The sequence below is a fragment of the Mesonia aestuariivivens genome, assembly GCF_019311235.1.
GTDB lineage: Bacteria > Bacteroidota > Bacteroidia > Flavobacteriales > Flavobacteriaceae > Mesonia > Mesonia aestuariivivens.
This window is the reverse complement of record NZ_JAHWDF010000003.1, coordinates 75813-96704: the sequence shown is the minus strand read 5'-3', so window position 1 is coordinate 96704 and position 20892 is coordinate 75813. Positions and strand designations below refer to the sequence as shown.

Genomic DNA, 20892 nt, shown 5'->3' with positions numbered 1-20892 from the left:
AGATAGTTAGCATTTAAAACAATTCTTTTTGACCGCTTAGCCAAGTTTGTTGGTATTTTTTTTCAGGGTCATAACGTTTTGCTTGGCTGGCAATATTAAATTTTCGGTCTCTTGGGTCGTTACCTACGCCGCTATTGTACATCCAATTTCCCCAATTGCTATGCACATCATAATCTATGAGCATACTTTCTAAATAGACAGCACCAACTCGCCAATCTTGTTTTAACTCTTTAGCCCAAAAACTATTCACATTTTGTCTACCACGATTACTCATAAAACCGGTGGCTGCAATTTCTTTCATATTTGCGTTTACAAAAGGTTCTTTTGTGTTTCCTTTAATCCAATTTTTAAAAGCTTCTTGATCGTTATTCCAAGTTAAATTTTTATCTAAAATTCCACTAAGTTGAAATATTTTATTTCCGTGTTTTAAAGAAATGTATTTAAAATAGTCTCGCCAAATCAACTCAAAAATTAACCAATAAGTACTATCATTTTTAACCACTTGGTTTTCAAATTTTTTAACTTGCCAATAAATTGTTCTTGCTGAAATACTTCCGTTAGCTAACCAAGCAGAAAGCTTGGAGCTATAATCTGCACCTAAAAGTTGATTACGCGTTTTTTTATAATGCTGAAGTAAACCTGTTTCCCAAAAATAATATTGAATGCGTTTATTGGCTTCATCTTCTCCGCCACAAAAAGGAAAAGCAGTTCTAGAGTCTTTTTCAATTTTGGCTAAGCCTAAACCTTTTAACGAAGGAACTTTTGTCGTATGGTTTATAAGAAAATTTTCGGGTTGTGGTTCTGGTAAATTTGCGAGCGGTCTTACTTGAGCTTGGGCTTCTAATTTTTTTCTGAATTGCGTGTAAACTTTAGGAATATGCTGAAAAGAATCGTAGGGAATATCTTCGGGATGAAATAAAAATTGATCGTAAGTCTCAATAAATTTCACTTCGGGTAATTGATGCTGAATTTTTTGCTGAACTTTAACTTCTTCTTGCGTCCATTCTTTTTGAAGAAATAGCTTTTCTATGAAGTATTCTTCGTGTAAATTAGGTAAAACCTTCTCTGGATAATCATTAAAGATAAGCAAACTAATATTTAGCTTTTCCTTTAAATTTTTCTGAAGATTTTCTACACTTTCAATTAAAAACTGAGCCCTAAATTTTTCAGTTTTTTTAAAACCGAATTTATTAGTTTGATAATGACGAGGATCAAAGCAATAAACTGCAATGATGGGTAAGTTTTCTTGAAAAGCTTTTTTAATAGAATAATTATCAAAAACTCTTAAATCGTTCCTGAACCAAATTATATTGTATTTCTGTTTTTCGAGCATTTTTTACTGCAATATTTTACTTCTTCCCAATCTCGCTCCCATTTTTTCGCCAAGAAAATGGTCTTTTGCAAACAGGGCAAATTTTTGTGGGAAGGTTATTTTTCTTCATTAATAATAGAACTCACCTTTTTGTCGGGTTTTGCATGGTCAAATCTGTCTATTAAATGAGTTTCAGCATAGCCATCGAGACCATTAATGGCAACGGTTTCTGCTTTTTCTAAATTTAGCCAACCATCTTTTTCTTCAATTCCATCATCAAAAAAGAGATGCTCAATTTCTCCAACAATCATTCGGCATTTATTTTCTTTTATATAATAGTAATTAACTAATTTACATCCCATTTTTATTCTTGCTTCTTTTACAAACGGAGGGAAGAATCCTTTTTGATATTCTTCGGTTAAATTTGTTTTATCGAATTCTGAAATTTCTCCTTTGTATTTGGCCGAAGTATGGTGAGCTTCTTTAATAATGTCTCGATGAATATGATTGACAGTAAACTCTCCCGTAGAGACTAAATTATCGTAAGTGTTTCTTTCAACAGAAGTTGGACGTAAAATAAAGCCGAGTAATGGAGGGTTGCTACTTAGATGAATTACAGAGCTATAGATGGCAACATTGGTAACTTCATCTTTAGATTTAGTAGCAATAAGGTTGGCAGATTTATAACCACTTAAACTATTAACTAGGTTAATTCTGAATTGTTTATCAAACTTTTCAATATGTTCTTTATTATAATAGTTCATGGGTGTTTTATTTCTTTTTGAAAATTTTGTTTATATTTTTGTTTGTAAAATTAAACAAAAAGTGGTTAGGCTAAAAAAAAGCTGTCTTATATTGACAGCTTTAAATCAATTCTTTTAGAATTATCATTATTCTTTATTTTGTTGGTCTTTAACCGTAGATTCATCATAATCTACTTTATTGGTGTTTTTTTTACGATCACCAAAACTCCCTAATGGACTTTCTGTATCGTCATGTTTTCTTTTTTTATGATTATCTTCAATACGTCCCATAATGTATTTTTTTAATTTTACCTAAATTAAAGAATTGACGCTTTGTAGTGTATTAAAGGTTTTATAAAATCTTGTTAAGTCATTTATAATTAATCAAACTTATTTATAGATGCCTTTACAAGTCTAATAAATTCTGCTCTGTAGCCTTGCTTGTCGCTGCCTTTACCTTCTTCAGCGAATTTAATTATATCTTTTTTTGAAATGTCTTCGGCAAATTCAGACGCTCTAATTTTCATTCCGAACATGGAGAGTGCTGCGCTAAACTTTAAATCTTCAGAAGCTTTTTCAAATTGAATATCCTCATCTTTTGTCACTTTTGTAAGGAGCTTACTCTTATCACCATCGGGTTTTTTGTATCTAAATTTAACGGTAAGTAATTCATCTGAATTCCCTTTTACTTTTTTTTCTGAATATTTTAAATCGTCTACATCTTTTAGCCATTTGCTTCTTACCCCAACCGGAATAATTTCATAAAGCGCAGTTACCGAATGACCGCTACCCAATTCACCAGCATCTTTTTTATCGTCGTTAAAATCTTCATCGTTTAACAATCGGTTTTCATAACCAATAAGTCGGTAAGCTTGTACTTTTGCAGGATTAAATTCTACCTGAATTTTTACATCTTTCGCAATGGTATATAAAGTACCTCCAAACTCGGTTCCTAAGACGCGCTGCGCTTCTTGCATTGTATCAATATACGCGTGATTTCCGTTTCCTTTATCGGCAAGTGTCTCCATTTTCGAATCTTGGTAATTTCCCGTTCCAAACCCTAAGCAAGTAAGAAAAACACCACTTTCTCTTTTTTCGACAATTAAATCTTCCATCGCTCGGTCGCTACTGGCGCCTATATTAAAATCTCCGTCGGTGGCCAAAATCACTCTATTGTTTCCGCCTTTTATAAAATTTTCTTCAGCAGTTTTATACGCTAATTGTATTCCTTGTCCGCCAGCGGTTGATCCGCCTGCACTTAGATTATTTAAGGCTTCTAGAATTTTATTTTTATCTGAAGTTGGTTGTAAAGCCAAACCAGCTGCTCCAGCATAAGTAACAATGCTAATTTTATCTTCATCGCGAAGTTGATTTACCAATAATTTGAAAGCCGATTTTAAAAGCGGAAGTTTGTTTGCAGCATTCATCGAACCAGAAACATCAATCAAGAATACCAAATTAGAAGGCGGAATATTTCCTAAAGAAACTTTTTTTCCTTGCAAACCAATTTTTACCAATTTGATGTCTTTATTCCAAGGAGATTGAGCAACTTCAGTATTTATAGAAAAAGGATTCTCACCAGAAGGTTGCGGATAATCGTAATCGAAATAATTAATGAATTCTTCAATTTTTACCGCGTCTTTAGGAATAGTTTCTCCGTTGTTAATCATTCTTCTCACATTGCTATAACTTGCTTTATCTACATCGATAGAAAAAGTTGAAAGCGGCGAAGAGTTCACCATTTTAAAGATATTCTCTTCAATTTCTTTATACGATTCTCGGTTTTCTTGGGGATTTGGAATAGAAGGTATCTGTTTCATCTTCATATCACTTTGAATTGCTTGAGGAGCATATAGTTCTTTAACCTCAACTTCATTATACTCTAAATCTTCAATATTTTCTTCTAAAATCTCTGGGGGGTTAGCTGTTTTCGATTGTTGATCTTCTTGCTGAATCGAATTTTTAATTTCTTTATGACAAGAAAATAAGCCTAGCGCAAGTACTGCGAAAAGAATGTTGATGTTTTTCATAATTCAAGTTTTGTGTTGAAAAGACATTTACAAACAACTTGCCAAAAAAATTGATAGTTTTACAAATTCATTATTTTTTATATAAATCATTTAACCGAAATTTTAAAAATGAGTCAAAAATATATTGCCTTATTGAGAGGCATAAATGTAGGCGGAAAGCGAAAATTAAAGATGGCAGATTTACGCGAATCTGTGCTGAAAATAGGCTTTACAGAAGTTTCGACCTATATTCAAAGTGGTAATTTATTTTTTACTTCGGAAGAAAAGAGTTCGGCAATTCTAGAAGAAAAATTAACGCAACATTTATTAGAAGAATATACGTACGAAATTCCGGTGATTATTAGAACTGCCGAAGAAATAGAAAAAACAATAACTGAAAATCCATTTCCTGAAGCAGAAGATTTTAAACAGTTGCATCTTATTTTTCTAAAGGAAAAATCAACTAAAGAGGCAGTAGAAAATTTTAAAGAATTAAAATTTTCTACTGAAGAATTTAAAGTTGAAAACCAACATCTTTATGTAAATTATATTGATGGTGTAAGAAACTCGAAATTATCTACCACACTTATTGAGAAAAAATTGAATACAAAAGCCACTGCCCGTAATTGGAAAACTACTTTAAAAATTTCTAGTTTATTAAAAGATTGATTTAATGTCTTTTGAATCATAATAAGAAACCGTCACCCTTTTGTCACACTGAGCGGAGTCGAAGTGTTGATTCAGAGTCTCAGCCTGAATATTTTTGTTTTTCAATGGATTATGCGATTCCGGATCAAGTCCAGAATGACGAAAACACTCATGATTACAAATTACGTATAATCAAAAAGGTTAATTTTACATTCTAATCTGCTTGATAAATGAGTCAATATGCTGCGTTCCATTTTCGGTTAAATGTTTAATAAATGCAGAACCAATAATAGCCCCTTTTGTAAATTGTGTGGCTTTTTGAAACGTTTCTTGATTGCTTATACCAAACCCTACAATTTGTTGGTGTTGAAGTTTCATATTTTTTATGCGTTCAAAATAAGTTTGTTGTGCGTCTCCAAAACTATTTTTAGCTCCAGTAATACTAGCTGAACTTACCATATATATAAAACCTTCAGAAGCATTATCAATTTGTCGAATGCGTTCTTCTGCGGTTTGTGGCGTTATTAAAAAAATATTCTGTAAACCGTATTGCAGGAAAGTCTTTTGATATTCTTTGGTGTAAACTTCTAAAGGGAGATCTGGGATTATAAGTCCGTCAATACCAATAGTTGCACATTTTTCACAAAACTTTTCAATCCCATATTGTAGCATTGGGTTAAAGTATCCCATGATGATTAACGGAATAGAAACAGATTCTCGAATATCTTTGAGTTGTTCAAAAAGTTTTTCGGTAGTCATTCCGTTTTGTAAAGCTTTGGTAGAGCTTGCTTGTATGGTAGGGCCATCGGCTAACGGATCGCTAAATGGTAAACCAATTTCGACAAGATCTACTCCAGATGTTTCAAGTTTTTCGAGTATAGTTTTGGTATCGTTAAGTTCTGGGTAACCTGCCGTAAAATAGATAGAAAGTAACTTTTTATCTTCTTGTAGTTTTTTTGAAATTCTATTCATGTTAAGGTGTAATTTTGAAATTCTAATTTTTTAAAGATTTACAGTTGCGCCAGGGATAGAAGCGGCATCCTTTTTTGCTATGTAAAGCTTCTCTACTCCGCTCGAAGTGACAAGCAAAAAAGATATAGCGAATAGCCCGCTCGGGCGCCCAAATTATAAATTAAAATAGTCCATATAAGTTTCTAGATCTTTATCACCGCGACCAGATAGGTTAATCACCACCACCTCATCGGGTTGAAATTTCTTTTGTTCTAAAGCAGCCAAAGCGTGAGCACTTTCTATAGCCGGGATAATACCTTCTAGCTTAGAGAGGTTGGCTCCAGCTTGCATCGCTTCATCATCGGTAACCGATAAGAATTCTGCACGTTTACTAGCAAATAAATGAGCGTGCATTGGTCCCACGCCCGGATAATCTAAGCCTGCTGAAATAGAATACGGCTCGGTTATTTGTCCGTCTTCACTTTGCATTAACAAGGTTTTGCTTCCGTGAATAATTCCATTATTTCCGAGTTGAGAAGTTGCGGCACTTTCTCCGCTATTAATTCCTTTTCCTGCAGCTTCAACAGCTATGAGATTGACGTCTTTTTCATCTAAATAATGATAAAAAGCTCCCGCTGCATTACTACCGCCGCCCACGCAGGCAATAATATGATCGGGATTGGTTTTATTTTCTTTTTCTAGTAACTGTACTTTTATTTCTTGTGAGATAATACTCTGTAAGCGTGCCACCATATCGGGATAAGGGTGTGGACCTACCACAGAACCAATAATATAATGAGTTTCTTCAGGATTATTAATCCAATCACGAATAGCATCGTTGGTAGCGTCTTTTAAGGTTTTACTTCCTGAAGTTGAAGGGATCACTTCGGCGCCCAACATTTTCATTCTCGCCACATTAGGAGCTTGGCGTTTCATATCAATTTCGCCCATATATACAAAACACGGCATTCCCATTAATGCGCAAACTGTGGCAGTAGCTACGCCGTGTTGTCCAGCTCCTGTTTCTGCAATGATGCGTTTTTTGCCCAAACGTTTGGCTAATAGAATTTGCCCTACAGTATTATTTACTTTATGCGCGCCAGTGTGGCAAAGATCTTCACGTTTTAGATAAATTTTAGTGTTGTATTTTTCGCTTAATCGATTAGCGAAATAGAGCGGAGTAGGTCTGCCTACGTAATCTCTCAACAATTGTTGATATTCTTCTTGAAAAGTTTGATCGCCAATAATATCTAAATATTGGGCTTTTAGTTGCGCAATATTTGGGTAGAGCATTTCTGGTATAAAAGCACCACCGTATTCTCCGTAATAACCTTCTTTATTAATATGATTTGTTGTACTCATAGCAATTGAGTTTTAAATTTTTTTAAATTTTCTATGTTTTTTCTTCCGGGTTCGATTTCAAATTTACTGTTCACATCGATGCCATATAAAGGAAGATTTAATTGTTGAAATGCTTTAATTTTTTCTATTTCATTTAAACCAATTCCTCCACTTAACATAAACGGTTTTTGAAATGGATACTCTTTTAATACTTGCCAATCGAACGTATATCCGTTGCCTCCAGGTTGTTTTCCTTTGGTGTCGAACAGAAAATAATCTACAATATCAAGATATTCTTCTAATAGGCTAAAATTGAATTCATCTTTTATAGCAAATGCTTTGATAATTTCTGGCGTTTTATTTTTGAATGATTTTTTTAAATTTCTGCAAAAATCAACACTTTCATTTCCGTGAAGTTGAATTGTCTGTAAATCGTAATCTTTAACTTTTTGTTGAATAAAATTGAAGTCTGCATCTACAAAAACGCCTACTTTTTTGATAGTAGAATCTATTTCAGGAATTTTTTCACTTACAAATCGTCCTGATTTTTTATAGAAAATAAAACCCATATAATCAGGCTGAAGCTTTGCAAGCTCCAAGATATTCTCTTCATATTTCATTCCGCAGACTTTCAGTTTCATTTTTTTAATTTTTTTGTCATCCCGGATTTTATCCTGAATTCCTCTTCTGATGAGATGCTGAATCAAGTTCAGCATGACGTTAAAATTTGTTGTTAAATACTTAATCTATCAACATTAATTTATTAATTACCTTCAGTTTCTTTAATAAAATTTTCAGCACTTTCCCCAGGATTCTCAGTTTTCATAAAGGTTTCTCCAATTAAAAAGCCACGGAAACCGTAGGTTCTCAATTCTAAAATATCGTCTACAGATTTTAATCCGCTTTCAGAGATTTTAACGATTTCATTTGGAATTTGTTGGGCTAGTTCTTTGCTAATTTGTGTAGAAACCTCGAACGTCTTTAAATTTCTATTATTCACTCCAATAAGCTGAACTTGTGCATTAAGGTTTTCTTGTAGTTCTTTTTCATTGTGAACTTCTAGCAAAACCTCTAAACCCAATTGATTGGCGAGGTTAGTAAAGTTTTTAATTTGTAGCGGACTCAAAATTGCGGCGATTAACAAAATCACATCGGCTCCGTGTGCTTTAGCTTCTAAAATTTGATATTCATCGATAATAAAATCTTTTCGCAATAATGGAAAATCTGTAGTTGCTCTAGCCAATTGTAAGTCTTCTAAAGAACCTCCAAAAAAACTATTATCTGTTAAGACCGAACTTCCGCAAGCTCCTGCTTTTTGGTAACCTAAAACCACTTCATTAACAAGCAATTTTTGATTAATACTTGGCTTAGAAGGGGAGCGGCGTTTATGTTCTGCAATGATTCCGCTTTTGCTGTTTTTTAAAGTTTCACTTAACGAAAAGCATTTTCTTTTAAGTAGCGAAGATTGCTCTAAATAGGATATATTAAACAATTCTTTTTTTAACCGAACTTCTGTAAGCTTATGCTTAACGATGGTGTCTAATATAGTTGCCATTATGCGCTTAGTTTTTGAAGTGTTTTTAATTTTTCTAAAGCTTTTCTGCTTTTTAAAGATTCTTCAGCCATAGCTAAGCCTTCTTGAAGGCTACAATTTTTAACGGTTGAAATCGCTAAAGCTGCATTTGCGCAAACTACCTGATTTTGTGATTCTGTGCCATTTCCGTTTAAAATTTGTTGAAATAAGTGAACCGCTTCTGAAATGGTTTCTCCTCCATAAATTTCTTTTGCCTGAATTTTTTCAGCATTAAAATCTTTGGGAGTTAAAACGGTATTTATTTGATTACCCACTATTTTAGTATCTCCGGTTAGTGAAATTTCATCATAACCATCGAGTGCGTGTACAATTTTAAAATTAGTTGCTGTATCTTGGTAGAGGTAGCTATAAATTCTTGCCAGTTCTAAACTAAAAACTCCTACAATTTGATGTGTTGGTTTGGCAGGATTTACCATTGGGCCCAACATATTAAAGAAAGTTTTAACGGCTAAATCTTTTCTTACGGGAGCTACAAATTTCATAGCCGGATGAAAAAGTGGTGCGTGTAATACACAAATATTGGCTTTTTCTAAACAAGTTTCTAAAAAAGCTTGATCGTTAGAAAATTTTACACCCAAACTTTCAAGTACATTACTGCTTCCGCTTACCGATGAAACACTGTAATTTCCGTGTTTGGTGACATTCACACCAGTTCCAGCAGTAATTAAGGAGGCTAAGGTTGAGATATTAAAGGTGTTTTTTCCATCGCCACCCGTACCGCATAAATCTATAGAATTGTATGCTGACAAATTAATGGGAACCGCTAATTCTAAAAGTGCCTCACGAAAACCTGCTAATTCTTCAATAGTGATGCTACGCATCATATAAACGGTGAGAAAGCTGGCAATTTGACTGTGATTAGCATTTGCTTCAGAAATAGTAAATAGCGCCTGTTTAGCTTCCGCTTTGCTTAAAATTTCGTGGTGTGTTAATCTATTGAGTAATTGCTTCATATTAATGAAATTTTATAAATCGAAATCTGATTTTTTTTATAGAATTCAAGATCTTAGTTATGCAGGAATAGTTTCTTCGCTTTTTACAGGAATTTCAATCCAATTTTTCAGCATTTCTTTTCCCTGTGGCGTGAGCACAGATTCTGGATGAAATTGCACACCATATACTTGAAAATCCCGATGACGAAGCGACATAATTTGTCCGTTTTCATCATAAGAAGTTGGGATTAACGTGTTAGGTAAATCTTGAACCACCCAAGAATGATAGCGACCAACTTCTAAGGTTTGCGGTAAATTTTTAAACAGTTTATTTTCACCCTCTACAATTTGAATAGGAGTAGCTACTCCGTGAAAAACCTGATTAAGGTTATTAAGTTTAGCTCCAAATACTTCGCCTATAGCTTGTTGACCTAAACAAACTCCTAAAATACTTTTAGTAGGTGCATATTTGCTTACGATCTCATTTAATAAACCTGCTTCTGAAGGAATTCCCGGTCCTGGAGAAAGTAAAATTCTATCGAAAGCTTTAATCTCTTCTAAATCAATTTCATTATTTCTTTTAACAATTACTTCGCAGCCAAGGTCTTCTAAATAATGTACCAGGTTGTACACAAAACTGTCGTAGTTATCGATGACTAATATCTTTTTCATATTATAAGATTTCATATGGTAGTTAATGAACCTTTTAGTCATACTGAATTTATTTCAGTATCTCATTAGGGTTTTTTACAAGCTGAATGAGAACCTGAATCAAGTTCAGGTTGACGATTAGTTCGATTGTTATAATTCTTTAGCAATTTCTAAGGCTTTAGTAAGCGCTCCTAGTTTATTATAAACTTCTTGTAATTCGTTTTCTGGTTTAGAATCGGTAACGATTCCTGCCCCGGCTTGCCAATGTAGTTGGTGATCTTTGCTTAAAAATGTTCTAATCATAATGGCATGATTAAAGTTTCCTTTAAAATCCATCACACCAATCGCACCGCCATAAAAAGTTCTGTTTACGGTTTCGTATTTTTCAATTAATTCTAAGGCTTTGTATTTTGGAGCTCCGCTTAATGTTCCCGCGGGAAAGGTGTCTGCCACTAACTGCATGGTTTTGATGTTCTTTTTCTTTTTCCCTGTGACTTTACTCACCAAATGAATCACGTGCGAGAAAAACTGAATTTCGCGGTAGGTTTCTACTTTTACCGTTGCACAATTTCTACTCAAATCGTTTCTAGCTAAATCTACGAGCATGACGTGTTCTGAGTTTTCTTTAGCATCTGAAGCTAATTTTTTGGCAAGTTCTGCATCACGTTCGTCATCACCAGAACGCTTTATGGTTCCTGCAATGGGATGAATTTCTGCCATTTCATCTTCAACTACTAATTGTGCCTCGGGAGAACTTCCGAAGATTTTAAAATTTCCGTAGTCAAAATAGAATAGGTAAGGAGATGGGTTTACACTTCGTAAAGCACGATAAACGTTAAAATCATCGCCTTTAAATTTCTGCGTAAAACGCTTCGATAAAACCAGTTGAAAAACATCGCCTCGTGCGCAATGTTGTTTAGCTTTTTCTACGTTTTGCTTATAAACTTCGTCTTCTATATTTGAAGTGATATCGCCATCGGTCTCAAAATTGAATTGAGCAAAATTCTTAGTTTGTAATAAGGCAAGTAGCGTATCTAAATTACTTTCTGAATTGTAGTTGTGTGAAAATAAATAGGCTTCATTATTAAAATGATTAATGGCAATTATATTTTGATAAACGGCGTAATAAAAATCTGGGATTTCGAGTTTATTTTCTTTTTCTTGAAGTTGAATATTCTCAAAATATTTTACAGCATCGTAACCTGTATAACCGAAAATACCGTTATGAATGAATTTGTAATTAGTTTCTTCTGTATGAAATTGCTTGGCAAAATTTTCTATTTCTGAAGGAATATGAACTTCTGACGTAATATTTTTTTCAATTAGTTTCCCATCAGGATATTCAATATAAAGTGTGTTGTTTTCAGCTTTAATAGAAGCTATGGGATTACAGCAGATGTAAGAGAAACTGTTTTTATTAGCATGGTAATCGCTACTTTCTAACAGTAAGCTATGCGGGAATTGATCGCGTAACTTTAAATAAATACTTACCGGAGTAATCGTATCTGCGATTATTTTTGTTGATTCGGTTTTGAGGGTATACATAATTTTGTTTTAAAAATATTCAATAAAAAAAAGGCTTGTCGTGATGACAAGCCTTTTTGGATATGGTAATATACAAAGCGGTGCTAGCTCACGAATTTTGCCGTAAGTTATTCCACCACCAAGTATGTACAGTTAAATTTTTCATTGCTTCAAAGATAAGTATGATTTTTAATTTACCAAATCTTTTATTTAAAATTTAAGAGTGATGTCTAGTTCGAAATCATCATAAATTACATTATCACCTAAGTTATCGAATAAACTTCCAGATCCGTATTTTACATCATACTCAGTTCTATCTATTGTTAATTCTGTAGTAGCTGTATCAGCATTCATATCTAAATCGAAAGTAACTGGTTTAGTTATTCCTTTAATGGTAAGGTCTGCAATTACTCCGTAATCATTCCCTTTTTTAATTGCATTTTTAATTACTAATTTGGCAGTAGGGTGGTTTGCTGTTCCGAAGAAATCATCAGATTTTAAGTGACCTTCTAGTTTTTGCTTGTATTCACCTTCTAAATCTGTAGCAATAATAGAAGACATATCTACGATAAATTCACCACCTGTAATTTTATCTCCGTCCATGTTTAAGTAGCCTTCTTTAAACATGATGGTACCTTCGTGAGAACCGGTTAATTTTTCACCTTCCCACTCAATTTTACTTTGTTTTGTGTCTAAAGTTTTTTTCTTGATAGGGTTTGCTGTAAAGGAAATCATTGTGATTACCATTGCAAAAAGTGCAACTGATTTTAATAGGTTTGTTTTCATAATTTGCTGATTTTCGGAAATTTGATTAAATATTAATAAATAAATCTTCGTTAGACTTTCTAACCTTTTTTTGATTTTGTGTAGCGTCTTCTTCGCTTCTATAGCCTACTGGAGCGATAACTGCTGTTGTTAATCCTTTTTCTTTTAAACCTAGAATTTCGTCAAATTCTTCTGCATTAAAACCTTCCATAGGGCAAGAATCAATCTTTAAAGTGGCTGCAGCAGTTAATAAAAATCCTAAAGCGATGTAAGCTTGTTTAGCGGTCCATACTGCTTGTTGATCTTTTGGTAATGTCATAGATGCACCTTTAATCATGTTTGCATACCCTTCTAAATCTGAAACTTTTAAACCTCTTGTTTCAGCAACATCTTTCATAAAGTTTTGAATGTATTCTTCTTTTACTTCTGTATAAGAAGCTAAAATAATTACTTGAGATGCTTCTGTAAGTTGGGGCTGATTGTATGCTGCAGCGCGTAATTTTTCTTTTACGGTTTGATCTTCGACTACTATAAATTTATAAGGTTGTAAACCGTAAGAAGAGGCGCTTAAACGAATAGCTTCTTTTAGGTCTGAAAGATCTTTTTTATTAATCTTTTTATTTTCATCGAAACGTTTGGTAGCGTATCTCCAGTTTAAATTTTCTAAAAGTGTTTTCATAATTATTGTATATACAAATGTTTAATTAAAATTTATGATCTTAACTTTTCTAATAAGATATTTAATTGTTTTAATTCTTCTTGGTTTAAACCTTTGGTAGACTCTTTTTCTAAGGCTTCAACTTTGGGGTCAATTTTATTTAAAAGATCTAATCCTTGTTGAGTGATCACTATTTCTACTTTACGTCTATTTTCTTCACAAATACAGCGATCTACCAATTTTTTTTCAATTAATTTATCGACTAAGCGAGTAGTGTTACTCATTTGGTGTACCATTCGGTCTTGTATTGTACTTAAATTGGCTGGTTTTTTATCTTGGCCTCTTAATATTCTTAGCACATTGAATTGTTGTACAGAAACTCCAAATTCTTTAAGCGTGCACATCATCTCACTTCCTGTTTTAGTGCTCACTAACTGTAAGTTAATGAGCACTTTTTTTTCAATTGAAAACTTTGCTTTTGATTTTAAAATTTGTTCAACTTTCATTGTTTGTACAATATTTGTATATACAAATGTATGTTTAAATAAAGTTTTATTTATCAAACTAGTGTTAAATTTTTTTAAAATTTAGGTAGAGTAACAATCTAACCTATAGCTTTAGCTTTTAAATTTAGAATGAAATTTTAAATTCGTGTTAACGTATTGCTTTGAAATGAAGTAATGATGTAATTTTGAGTAATATATGAATAAATGGATATTAATATTAGGATTAATTTTACTCGTTATAAGTTGTAAAGATGCTGGTGAAAAAGAAAATGTTAAAGCAGATTTTCAAAGTTTAGAAATTCCTACTTATAATTTTAATCAGTTAGAAGCTCAACTTCCTAATGATGAAGATAAAACTTACATAGTTAATTTTTGGGCAACTTGGTGTGCTCCTTGTGTAGAAGAGCTGCCGTATTTTACCAAACTTAATAAGGAAGAAAATAATGTTGAGGTGATTTTGGTAAGTTTAGATATGCCAAACATGAAGGAATCACAATTGCTACCTTTTGTAGAGAAGAATAATATTAATGCAAAAGTAATTTTATTAGACGATCCAAGAAGCAATAACTGGATTCCAAAAGTAGATGAGAATTGGGATGGAGCCATTCCTGCTACTTTACTATATAACACAAAGAATAGAGAATTTTACCCTGAAAAATTTGACACTTATCAAGAGTTACTTGAAGAAGTTGAAAAATTTAAAAATGCCAAATAGAATATAATTATGAGAACTTTTAAAATCTTAACCGTTTCGGCAGCAATTATTGCTGCTTCTGCTTTTGCTGTAAACAATGTTGTAAACAGTGAAGAGTCTTCAAACTCATCTGAAAATGGTTACCATATAGGTGATACTGCTGCCAATTTTAAATTGAAGAATATAGACGGTAAAATGGTTTCATTAAGCGATTTTGATGAAGCTAAAGGTTTTATTGTAGTTTTTACCACGAATCATTGTCCTTATGCTAAAGCTTATGAGAATAGAATTGTGGCATTAGATAAAAAATACAAGCCTAAAGGCTATCCTGTAATAGCAATTAATCCAAACGACCCTAATAAAAATGAGCAGGATAGTTTCGAAAACATGCAGTTAAGAGCAAAGCAAAAAGGATTTACTTTTCCTTATTTATTAGATGAAGGGCAAAAAATATATCCAGTTTATGGAGCGACAAAAACGCCTCATGTTTATTTATTACAAAAAGAAAGAAAAGGAAATATAGTGAAATACATTGGTGCAATTGATGATAATTATCAAGATCCTAATGATGTAAAAGAAACTTTTCTAGAGAATGCAATTCAAGAGTTGTTAGCCGGAAAAGAAGTTTCTGTAAAGACTACTAAAGCTATTGGTTGTAGTATTAAATAAAAACTTATTTTTGTCTTCAAAAAAGTAATTTATGAAAGAATTATCTCAGAAAGAATGGAAAGAACAATATGAAAATGATAATAATTCATTTTTGTTAGATGTTCGTACCGATGAAGAATATGAAGAAAAACACATCCCTAATTCAACGCAATTAGATATTTTTCAAGCTCAAAAATTTATGGATGAAATCAATGAGTTAGATAAATCTAAAAATTTCTATGTGTATTGCCGCTCTGGTAAAAGAAGTGCACAAGCCTGTCAAATATTAGATCAAGTAGGCGCAGCAAATACTTATAACTTGCAAGGTGGTATTACAGAATGGGAAGGTGAAACTAATGCAAATTAATAAATTGGATATTTTCTTTAAAAAAAATATTATTCTCGCAACCTTAGTTCTTGTACTAGGGTTTTGCTTTTCGTGTAAAGAGGTAACACCTGATGATACTATTGAGATGGTGACCCCTGAAGAGGTTGAAGAACTTTCTGATGTGAATAATGTTAAACTCATCGATGTACGTACAGAAGATGAGTTTAATGAAGAACATATACAAGATGCGCAAAATATTGTGTATGATAAAAATTTCTCTGCTAAACTTTCACAATTAAATAAAGATCAGCCCTTGATTGTTTATTGTAATTCAGGAAATAGAAGTGAAAAAAGTGCTCAAATATTAAAAGATTCTGGCTTTGTAAAAGTCTACGATTTAAAAGGAGGAATTACCGAATGGAAGTATAGAGGCAAAGAGACAAAAAAATAAGAGTTAATTCATTTTCTAGAATAACCTTATCTTACTAAGATGATTAACTAAATTATATGTTGTATAATTTAGTTAATCATTTTTTGTTTTTAGACTTTAATTTTAATTATTTGTAAAGTATAGCGTGTTTATTTATAACAATATGAAATTTCTTGCAACAATTTTCAGTATTTTTATATTTATCAGTTGTCAGCATGAAAAGCAGCACATTTTCGGAAATAAAAATTATTCAATTACTTATGCGTCTAATTTAAATTTAGACAAAAGTGGAAAAGATAATACTGAATTTATTTTAAATCCTAAAAAGCCAAAAAGAGACCGTAAATATATAGAGAATATAAATATGGTAACTCGAGATTTCGGTAATTTAAGCTTAGCGAAAGCAGCTCAACAATTAAAAGATGAGATAGATCTAGTGGCAGTAATTACAGATTTTAATGAGTTTGAAAGAAATGCCTTAAATGGTTATCGTCTTGAGTTTAAAGTTATTTTTGATGAAGGAATGCGTAAGTATATTCAAGATTATTATAAAAAAGGAAATCAAGTTTATATTTTAACCTTGGCGAGTCAAGAAGATGTATATTCAGAAATTTATCCAGAAATGAATGGTGTGTTAGAAAGTTTTCAGCTGAAATAACTTATCTATTTAAAATCTCATTTCATTCGTAATTTTTTGAGATTTAGTCTATCTTATAAGACTAAATTGAGGTTGCTTCATAATAAAATAATAACGATCTTTACAGCGTGAAGTTAGGTGTTTACATATTTTTTATATTTATGCTCGTTAAGCCCGTTCTGCCTTTATTAGAATATGTGGCTTTTTACGATTATATTAAAACCGAACTTTGTGTAAATAAAGATAAGCCAAAACTTGCTTGTAATGGAAAGTGCTATTTAATGAGGCAGCTATCTAAAGCTTCAGATACAGAAAAAGAAAAAAAACATTTTTCTACTGAAACAAGTATTGTTTTCTTTCAGCAAATAGAAGAAGATTTTGGTATTGAAACTTTTGCCTATACGCTAAAATCTAAAATAAATTCAGAATATATCTATGCCTATTCTTATTTCGAGAAAGATTCTGTTTTTAGACCTCCCATCGTATAAATATCAAATTTTTTTAGAAGTGAGTTTAAGATATTGATTTTTCAATATCTCAGACTAATGCTATGGATATTTTTATTCATACTAAGAAAATTTAACTTATTCAAAATCAGCAAAAAATCTATACAAATACGATATGTTGTTTTTTATAATAACAGTGTTTTGTAGACTATCCCTTTTGCTGCCTTTCATTTACTCATCAATTTAATATTCATATTCAATAAAAATGAAGAATATTATATTTTGGTTAGCTGCAATGCTATTTGCAGTAACCCTGTCATGCACCATTGACAAAACAGATTATGAGGCAGAGTTAAGCCCAACAGTTACTGAAGATTATATTTTTGAAGACGCGCTTTCTTTTAATACTGGAGATTATAAAATTAGTGTCGAATCTTTAAACGGAACTTTTAATAAAGGCTATAATGAAATTCGTTTACAGCTTACGGTTACAGAAACCAATGAAAATTTAGCTGGTGCTGAGGTTACGTTACTGCCTATATTTTCAAGTGATGATGTGGCAACTTCTTGTCCGCATAGTTATAATTTGGTTTACGATGAAGCAGAGAACGCTTATGTAGGTTATGCCGTATTTACTTCTGAAAGTACTTCATTAGAGAGTTGGGAATTATACTTCAGCTTGACAGCGAATAATCAAATTCATCAAGTAAATCAACAGATTTCTGTTGAAGAGCAACTCAATAAAAACTTAAATATTACAAGTTTTACAGGAGCAGATAATCAAGAGTATGTTATTGCTTTAGTAGCTCCTAGAAAACCAAAAGTTGCAGAAAACGAGTTGATTGCTGGTATTTATAAATATAATAATCCAACAACACCAGCGGGAGATTTTCCAGATCCGTCACAGTTTTCATATTCAGTAGTTGAAGACTACACCCTGTTGATAGACCCAAGAATGCCAGAACCCTCTATGGGAAATCATTCTACTCCAAACAATCAAGATCTTACTCAAGGTAGCGATGGTTTCTATCACGGCGTGGTTAATTATACCATGACAGGCGCATGGACTTTAAATTTTATTATGCTGAATAGTGAAGATGAAGTTGTAAAAGGCACCGAGGTTTCTACAGCTTTTACCCCTGGTATTGAAGGTGAAAAAGGCGAATTGTATATAGATACTTTATTCTAAAATGAAGAAACAACTCACCATATTATTTCTTTTGGCAACATTTATAGCTAATGCTCAAAAAGAACCTAAAGAGAAAGATAGTATTCCGGTTTTATTGGGAGAAGTACACTTAATAAAAATACTGAAGAAGCAGTTAGAAACGGAAATGAAAATGGCAGTTTCTGTAGATGAGTATTTAGCCTCTTCAGATAACATCAGTTTTATAAAAAGAGGAGCATATGCTTGGGAGCCATTGCTGAATAATATGAATACAGAACGATCAATTATAACCATTGACGGGATGCATATTTTTGGAGCTTGTACCGATAAAATGGATCCGGTAACCTCGTATGTAGAAAGTAGTAATCTTTCTAAAATAGATATAAAATCAGGACAATCAGGCGGACTTTCTGGAGCAACTGTGGCCGGAAGTATCGATTTAAAAAGAAAAAGCACGCCTTTTGGGCTAGCCAAAAAATGGAATGGAAATTATCAGTCCGGATTTGAATTCAATAATAAACAATTTTTTAATCTTGGGAATGTAGCCTATTCTAGCGATAAGTTAGTAGCAGAAGGGAGTATATCTTATCGAAAAGCAGAAAATTATTCGGATGGAAATAGTAATGAAATCAACTATTCTCAATACAAAAAGTTTAATACGTCATTAGGGCTGGCATATAAAACCAGTGAATTATCGTCGTTAAAGGTAGATGCTATATTCGATATGGCAAGAGATGTGGGGTATCCTGCACTGCCTATGGATTTATCACTTTCTAGAGCCATTATTACTTCAGCGTCTTATAAACAGCTTTTTGATAAAGGTATATTCAGGGTTTGGGATACCAAAGTCTATTTTAATACAATAGAACATGAGATGGACGATACTACACGACCGGAAAATTTAGTCCATATGGATATGCCAGGGTGGAGTACTACTTATGGCTTGGTTTCAAAAGTGAATCTGCATAAAGAAAATTATTCTTTAGAAACACAGTTAAATGCCTACAATAATTTATCGATTGCAGAAATGCGGATGTACCCACAAGACCGAAGCAAGCGGACTATGTTTGCCTATAGCTGGCCTTGGGTGACTACACGTTATGCAGGTCTTTCTTTAAATAACCGATGGGATATTTCTGAAAAGAGTGCTTTAAATTTTGGCGGATCTTTAGGTGTGAATTACAATCATTCTAAATATGTAGATTTCAACTGGATTTTTCATCCGGATGCTCCTCAAGAAAAAACAAGGTTTTTACCTAGTCTTTATGGTGGATATACCTTAAATCTACATCAATTTAATTTTTCTGTAGGTGCAGGGTATGGAGAAAGAGCGCCTTCTGTATCTGAAGGTTATGGGTATTATATTTATAATAGCTATGATCGGTATGATTATATAGGAAACCCTAATTTAAAGAATGAAATTTCTTATGAAGCCAATGCCAGTGCAGGCTTTAAAACTAAGAAAATGAGTATTCAAACCAAGGTGAATTATTTTTACATCAGTAATTATATCATTGGGCGTGTGTTAAGTATGGGAAGCCCTATGAATTACCAATCGGTAGGAGTGAAAGGCTATACTTCTTTAGATTATGCTACCCTATTCAACTTTTCTTTAAATGCAGACTATACTATTTTAAAGAATTTAAACTGGAGTGGTTCGGTTACGTATGCACGCGGTCAAGATGATGATGGCGGGAATTTGCCATTTATCCGTCCGCTTAGTTACTTAACATCACTTCATTTTTCATATCAAAATTATGGGTTTCAGACTTCAGTTAATGGAGATTTTGAGCAAATTAATTATAGTCCAGAATACGGAGAAGATCAAACTCCCTCGTACACCATTTGGAACCTTTCAGCTAATTATACGTTTAATCTAAATAAGTATAAGGCAATTGTTCAAGTAGGGGCCGAAAATATTTTTAATGAATATTATAGCACGTATGCCGATTGGGGAAATATTCCTAGAATGGGACGTAATATTTTTACGTCTTTAAAATTCAAATTTTAATACAATTAATCTTTAATAAATAAATTTTTACAAATGAAACTATCAAAAAAACCAATTTTATTATTAGCTATTTCATTAGCGTTTATGTCTTGTAGCAGTGATGATGATATGCCTGTTGCAAACAATGTAGATTTAGAATTTACCAACACTTTCGGGAGTGAAACAATTGTACTTGGAGATGCAACTTCAGCAGCAGCAACGGTGAATACTTCTGCAGAAGGACAAGTACACCATTTTTCTGAATTGAAATATGTAATTAGCAACATCAGATTAATAAAAGAAGATGGTACAGAATTTCCATATAATGTAAACGATTTAGATGAAGGAGCTACAGTGGTAAATCAGGCAAAACCTGAAACTACTACTTACGAACTAACTAATATACCAACCGCAGAATACAAACAAATTAAATTCGGGTTAGGAGTACGTAGTGACATCAATACCTTAGATGAAACAAGATTTCCAGAATTTTATGCTTCAGCCGGAGCCAACGATACCGAAATGATGTGGGAATGGGGAACCGGTTACCGATTTACTAAAATAGAAGGATTTTATGATACTGATAATAAACAATTATCTATTCATACCGGAAGTACTGTAGAAGGACAAGAAGGTAGTTACACTCAGGGAGTAGATGCGTATAGAGATATAATATTAGATCTTCCTACTAACGCGGTTGTAGGTAATAGTGCACCTAAAATTAATATTCAAGCAGATTTTAATCATTTATTGAGTGGAGCAGCAAATACCATTACTCTAGGCGACGGCAATGCAACGCCTAGTGTTCATACCGCTGCTAATATGGTACAATTTGTAGATAACCTTGGGGGTAATGCAGAGACTAATACGAAAGGAATGTTCTCAATTATTTCAGTACAAAACTAGATGTGTAAAAA

The 20892-nt window shown here is 32.7% G+C and carries 25 protein-coding genes; 10 read left to right on the top strand and 15 right to left on the bottom strand.

Annotation, left to right across the window (positions count from 1 at the left end; translation table 11 throughout):
• Positions 1–13: 13 nt before the first annotated feature.
• The 5 genes from KW502_RS03710 to KW502_RS03690 form a co-directional block, all read right to left on the bottom strand.
• A complete protein-coding gene (locus KW502_RS03710) occupies positions 14–1333 on the bottom strand; it encodes a DASH family cryptochrome (RefSeq protein WP_219039191.1) in 1320 nt (439 codons plus the stop codon).
• Positions 1306–1386 carry a DUF2256 domain-containing protein gene (locus KW502_RS15580; RefSeq protein WP_369412512.1) on the bottom strand — a complete coding sequence of 27 codons (81 nt, stop codon included), beginning with the start codon at positions 1384–1386 and terminating at the stop codon, positions 1306–1308. Before KW502_RS15580 ends, KW502_RS03710 begins: the two co-directional genes overlap by 28 nt.
• Before the next feature lie 42 nt (positions 1387–1428).
• Positions 1429–2076 carry a flavin reductase family protein gene (locus tag KW502_RS03700; RefSeq protein WP_219039190.1) on the bottom strand — a complete coding sequence of 216 codons (648 nt, stop codon included), beginning with the start codon at positions 2074–2076 and terminating at the stop codon, positions 1429–1431.
• 126 nt (positions 2077–2202) lie between these two features.
• Positions 2203–2346 carry a hypothetical protein gene (locus tag KW502_RS03695; protein WP_219039189.1) on the bottom strand — a complete coding sequence of 48 codons (144 nt, stop codon included), beginning with the start codon at positions 2344–2346 and terminating at the stop codon, positions 2203–2205.
• 89 nt (positions 2347–2435) lie between these two features.
• Positions 2436–4085, bottom strand: a complete 1650-nt coding sequence (locus tag KW502_RS03690) for a vWA domain-containing protein (protein WP_219039188.1) — start codon at positions 4083–4085, stop codon at positions 2436–2438.
• A gap of 108 nt (positions 4086–4193) precedes the next feature.
• Here KW502_RS03690 and KW502_RS03685 point away from each other — a divergent pair, with 108 nt between their 5' ends.
• Positions 4194–4733, top strand: a complete 540-nt coding sequence (locus KW502_RS03685) for a DUF1697 domain-containing protein (protein ID WP_219039187.1) — start codon at positions 4194–4196, stop codon at positions 4731–4733.
• A 186-nt stretch (positions 4734–4919) separates the two neighbouring features.
• Here KW502_RS03685 and trpA read toward each other — a convergent pair whose 3' ends face one another.
• The 10 genes from trpA to KW502_RS03635 all read right to left on the bottom strand — a co-directional run bounded on the left by trpA (position 4920) and on the right by KW502_RS03635 (position 13634).
• Entirely contained in the window at positions 4920–5684 is a 765-nt protein-coding gene (gene trpA / locus KW502_RS03680; protein WP_219039186.1) for a tryptophan synthase subunit alpha, read from the bottom strand.
• Between the two features lie 153 nt (positions 5685–5837).
• A complete protein-coding gene (gene trpB, locus KW502_RS03675) occupies positions 5838–7025 on the bottom strand; it encodes a tryptophan synthase subunit beta (protein WP_219039185.1) in 1188 nt (395 codons plus the stop codon).
• Complete coding sequence (locus KW502_RS03670) at positions 7022–7645, bottom strand: phosphoribosylanthranilate isomerase (protein ID WP_219039184.1); 624 nt, start codon at positions 7643–7645, stop codon at positions 7022–7024. Before KW502_RS03670 ends, trpB begins: the two co-directional genes overlap by 4 nt.
• A 122-nt stretch (positions 7646–7767) precedes the next feature.
• Positions 7768–8559 (bottom strand): indole-3-glycerol phosphate synthase TrpC, encoded by a 792-nt coding sequence (gene trpC / locus KW502_RS03665; protein WP_219039183.1) that lies wholly within the window; start codon positions 8557–8559, stop codon positions 7768–7770.
• A complete protein-coding gene (gene trpD, locus KW502_RS03660; RefSeq protein WP_219039182.1) occupies positions 8559–9551 on the bottom strand; it encodes an anthranilate phosphoribosyltransferase in 993 nt (330 codons plus the stop codon). Before trpD ends, trpC begins: the two co-directional genes overlap by 1 nt.
• Positions 9552–9608: 57 nt before the next feature.
• Positions 9609–10202, bottom strand: coding sequence for an anthranilate synthase component II (locus KW502_RS03655; protein WP_219039181.1), 594 nt, complete (start codon positions 10200–10202; stop codon positions 9609–9611).
• 129 nt (positions 10203–10331) lie between these two features.
• Complete coding sequence (locus KW502_RS03650; RefSeq protein ID WP_219039180.1) at positions 10332–11726, bottom strand: anthranilate synthase component I family protein; 1395 nt, start codon at positions 11724–11726, stop codon at positions 10332–10334.
• Between the two features lie 189 nt (positions 11727–11915).
• Complete coding sequence (locus KW502_RS03645) at positions 11916–12491, bottom strand: YceI family protein (protein ID WP_219039179.1); 576 nt, start codon at positions 12489–12491, stop codon at positions 11916–11918.
• A gap of 25 nt (positions 12492–12516) precedes the next feature.
• Positions 12517–13149 carry an NAD(P)H-dependent oxidoreductase gene (locus tag KW502_RS03640; protein ID WP_219039178.1) on the bottom strand — a complete coding sequence of 211 codons (633 nt, stop codon included), beginning with the start codon at positions 13147–13149 and terminating at the stop codon, positions 12517–12519.
• Between the two features lie 32 nt (positions 13150–13181).
• Positions 13182–13634, bottom strand: a complete 453-nt coding sequence (locus KW502_RS03635; RefSeq protein WP_219039177.1) for a MarR family winged helix-turn-helix transcriptional regulator — start codon at positions 13632–13634, stop codon at positions 13182–13184.
• Between the two features lie 196 nt (positions 13635–13830).
• Between KW502_RS03635 and KW502_RS03630 the strand changes: the two genes are divergently transcribed.
• The 9 genes from KW502_RS03630 (at position 13831) to KW502_RS03590 (ending at position 20881) form a co-directional block, all read left to right on the top strand.
• Positions 13831–14349, top strand: a complete 519-nt coding sequence (locus KW502_RS03630) for a TlpA disulfide reductase family protein (RefSeq protein ID WP_219039176.1) — start codon at positions 13831–13833, stop codon at positions 14347–14349.
• Between the two features lie 9 nt (positions 14350–14358).
• Entirely contained in the window at positions 14359–14997 is a 639-nt protein-coding gene (locus KW502_RS03625) for a thioredoxin family protein (protein WP_219039175.1), read from the top strand.
• 31 nt (positions 14998–15028) lie between these two features.
• Complete coding sequence (locus KW502_RS03620) at positions 15029–15343, top strand: rhodanese-like domain-containing protein (protein ID WP_219039174.1); 315 nt, start codon at positions 15029–15031, stop codon at positions 15341–15343.
• Complete coding sequence (locus KW502_RS03615) at positions 15333–15755, top strand: rhodanese-like domain-containing protein (RefSeq protein ID WP_219039173.1); 423 nt, start codon at positions 15333–15335, stop codon at positions 15753–15755. The genes KW502_RS03620 and KW502_RS03615 overlap by 11 nt, the downstream gene beginning before the upstream one ends.
• A 142-nt stretch (positions 15756–15897) precedes the next feature.
• Entirely contained in the window at positions 15898–16392 is a 495-nt protein-coding gene (locus KW502_RS03610) for a hypothetical protein (protein WP_219039172.1), read from the top strand.
• Positions 16393–16532: 140 nt separating this feature from the next.
• Entirely contained in the window at positions 16533–16859 is a 327-nt protein-coding gene (locus KW502_RS03605; protein ID WP_219039171.1) for a hypothetical protein, read from the top strand.
• Positions 16860–17082: 223 nt separating this feature from the next.
• Positions 17083–18006 carry a FixH family protein gene (locus KW502_RS03600; protein WP_219039170.1) on the top strand — a complete coding sequence of 308 codons (924 nt, stop codon included), beginning with the start codon at positions 17083–17085 and terminating at the stop codon, positions 18004–18006.
• 1 nt (position 18007) lies between these two features.
• A complete protein-coding gene (locus tag KW502_RS03595) occupies positions 18008–19996 on the top strand; it encodes a TonB-dependent receptor plug domain-containing protein (RefSeq protein ID WP_219039169.1) in 1989 nt (662 codons plus the stop codon).
• Positions 19997–20029: 33 nt separating this feature from the next.
• Positions 20030–20881, top strand: a complete 852-nt coding sequence (locus tag KW502_RS03590; protein ID WP_219039168.1) for an MbnP family protein — start codon at positions 20030–20032, stop codon at positions 20879–20881.
• The last annotated feature ends 11 nt before the right edge of the window (positions 20882–20892 follow it).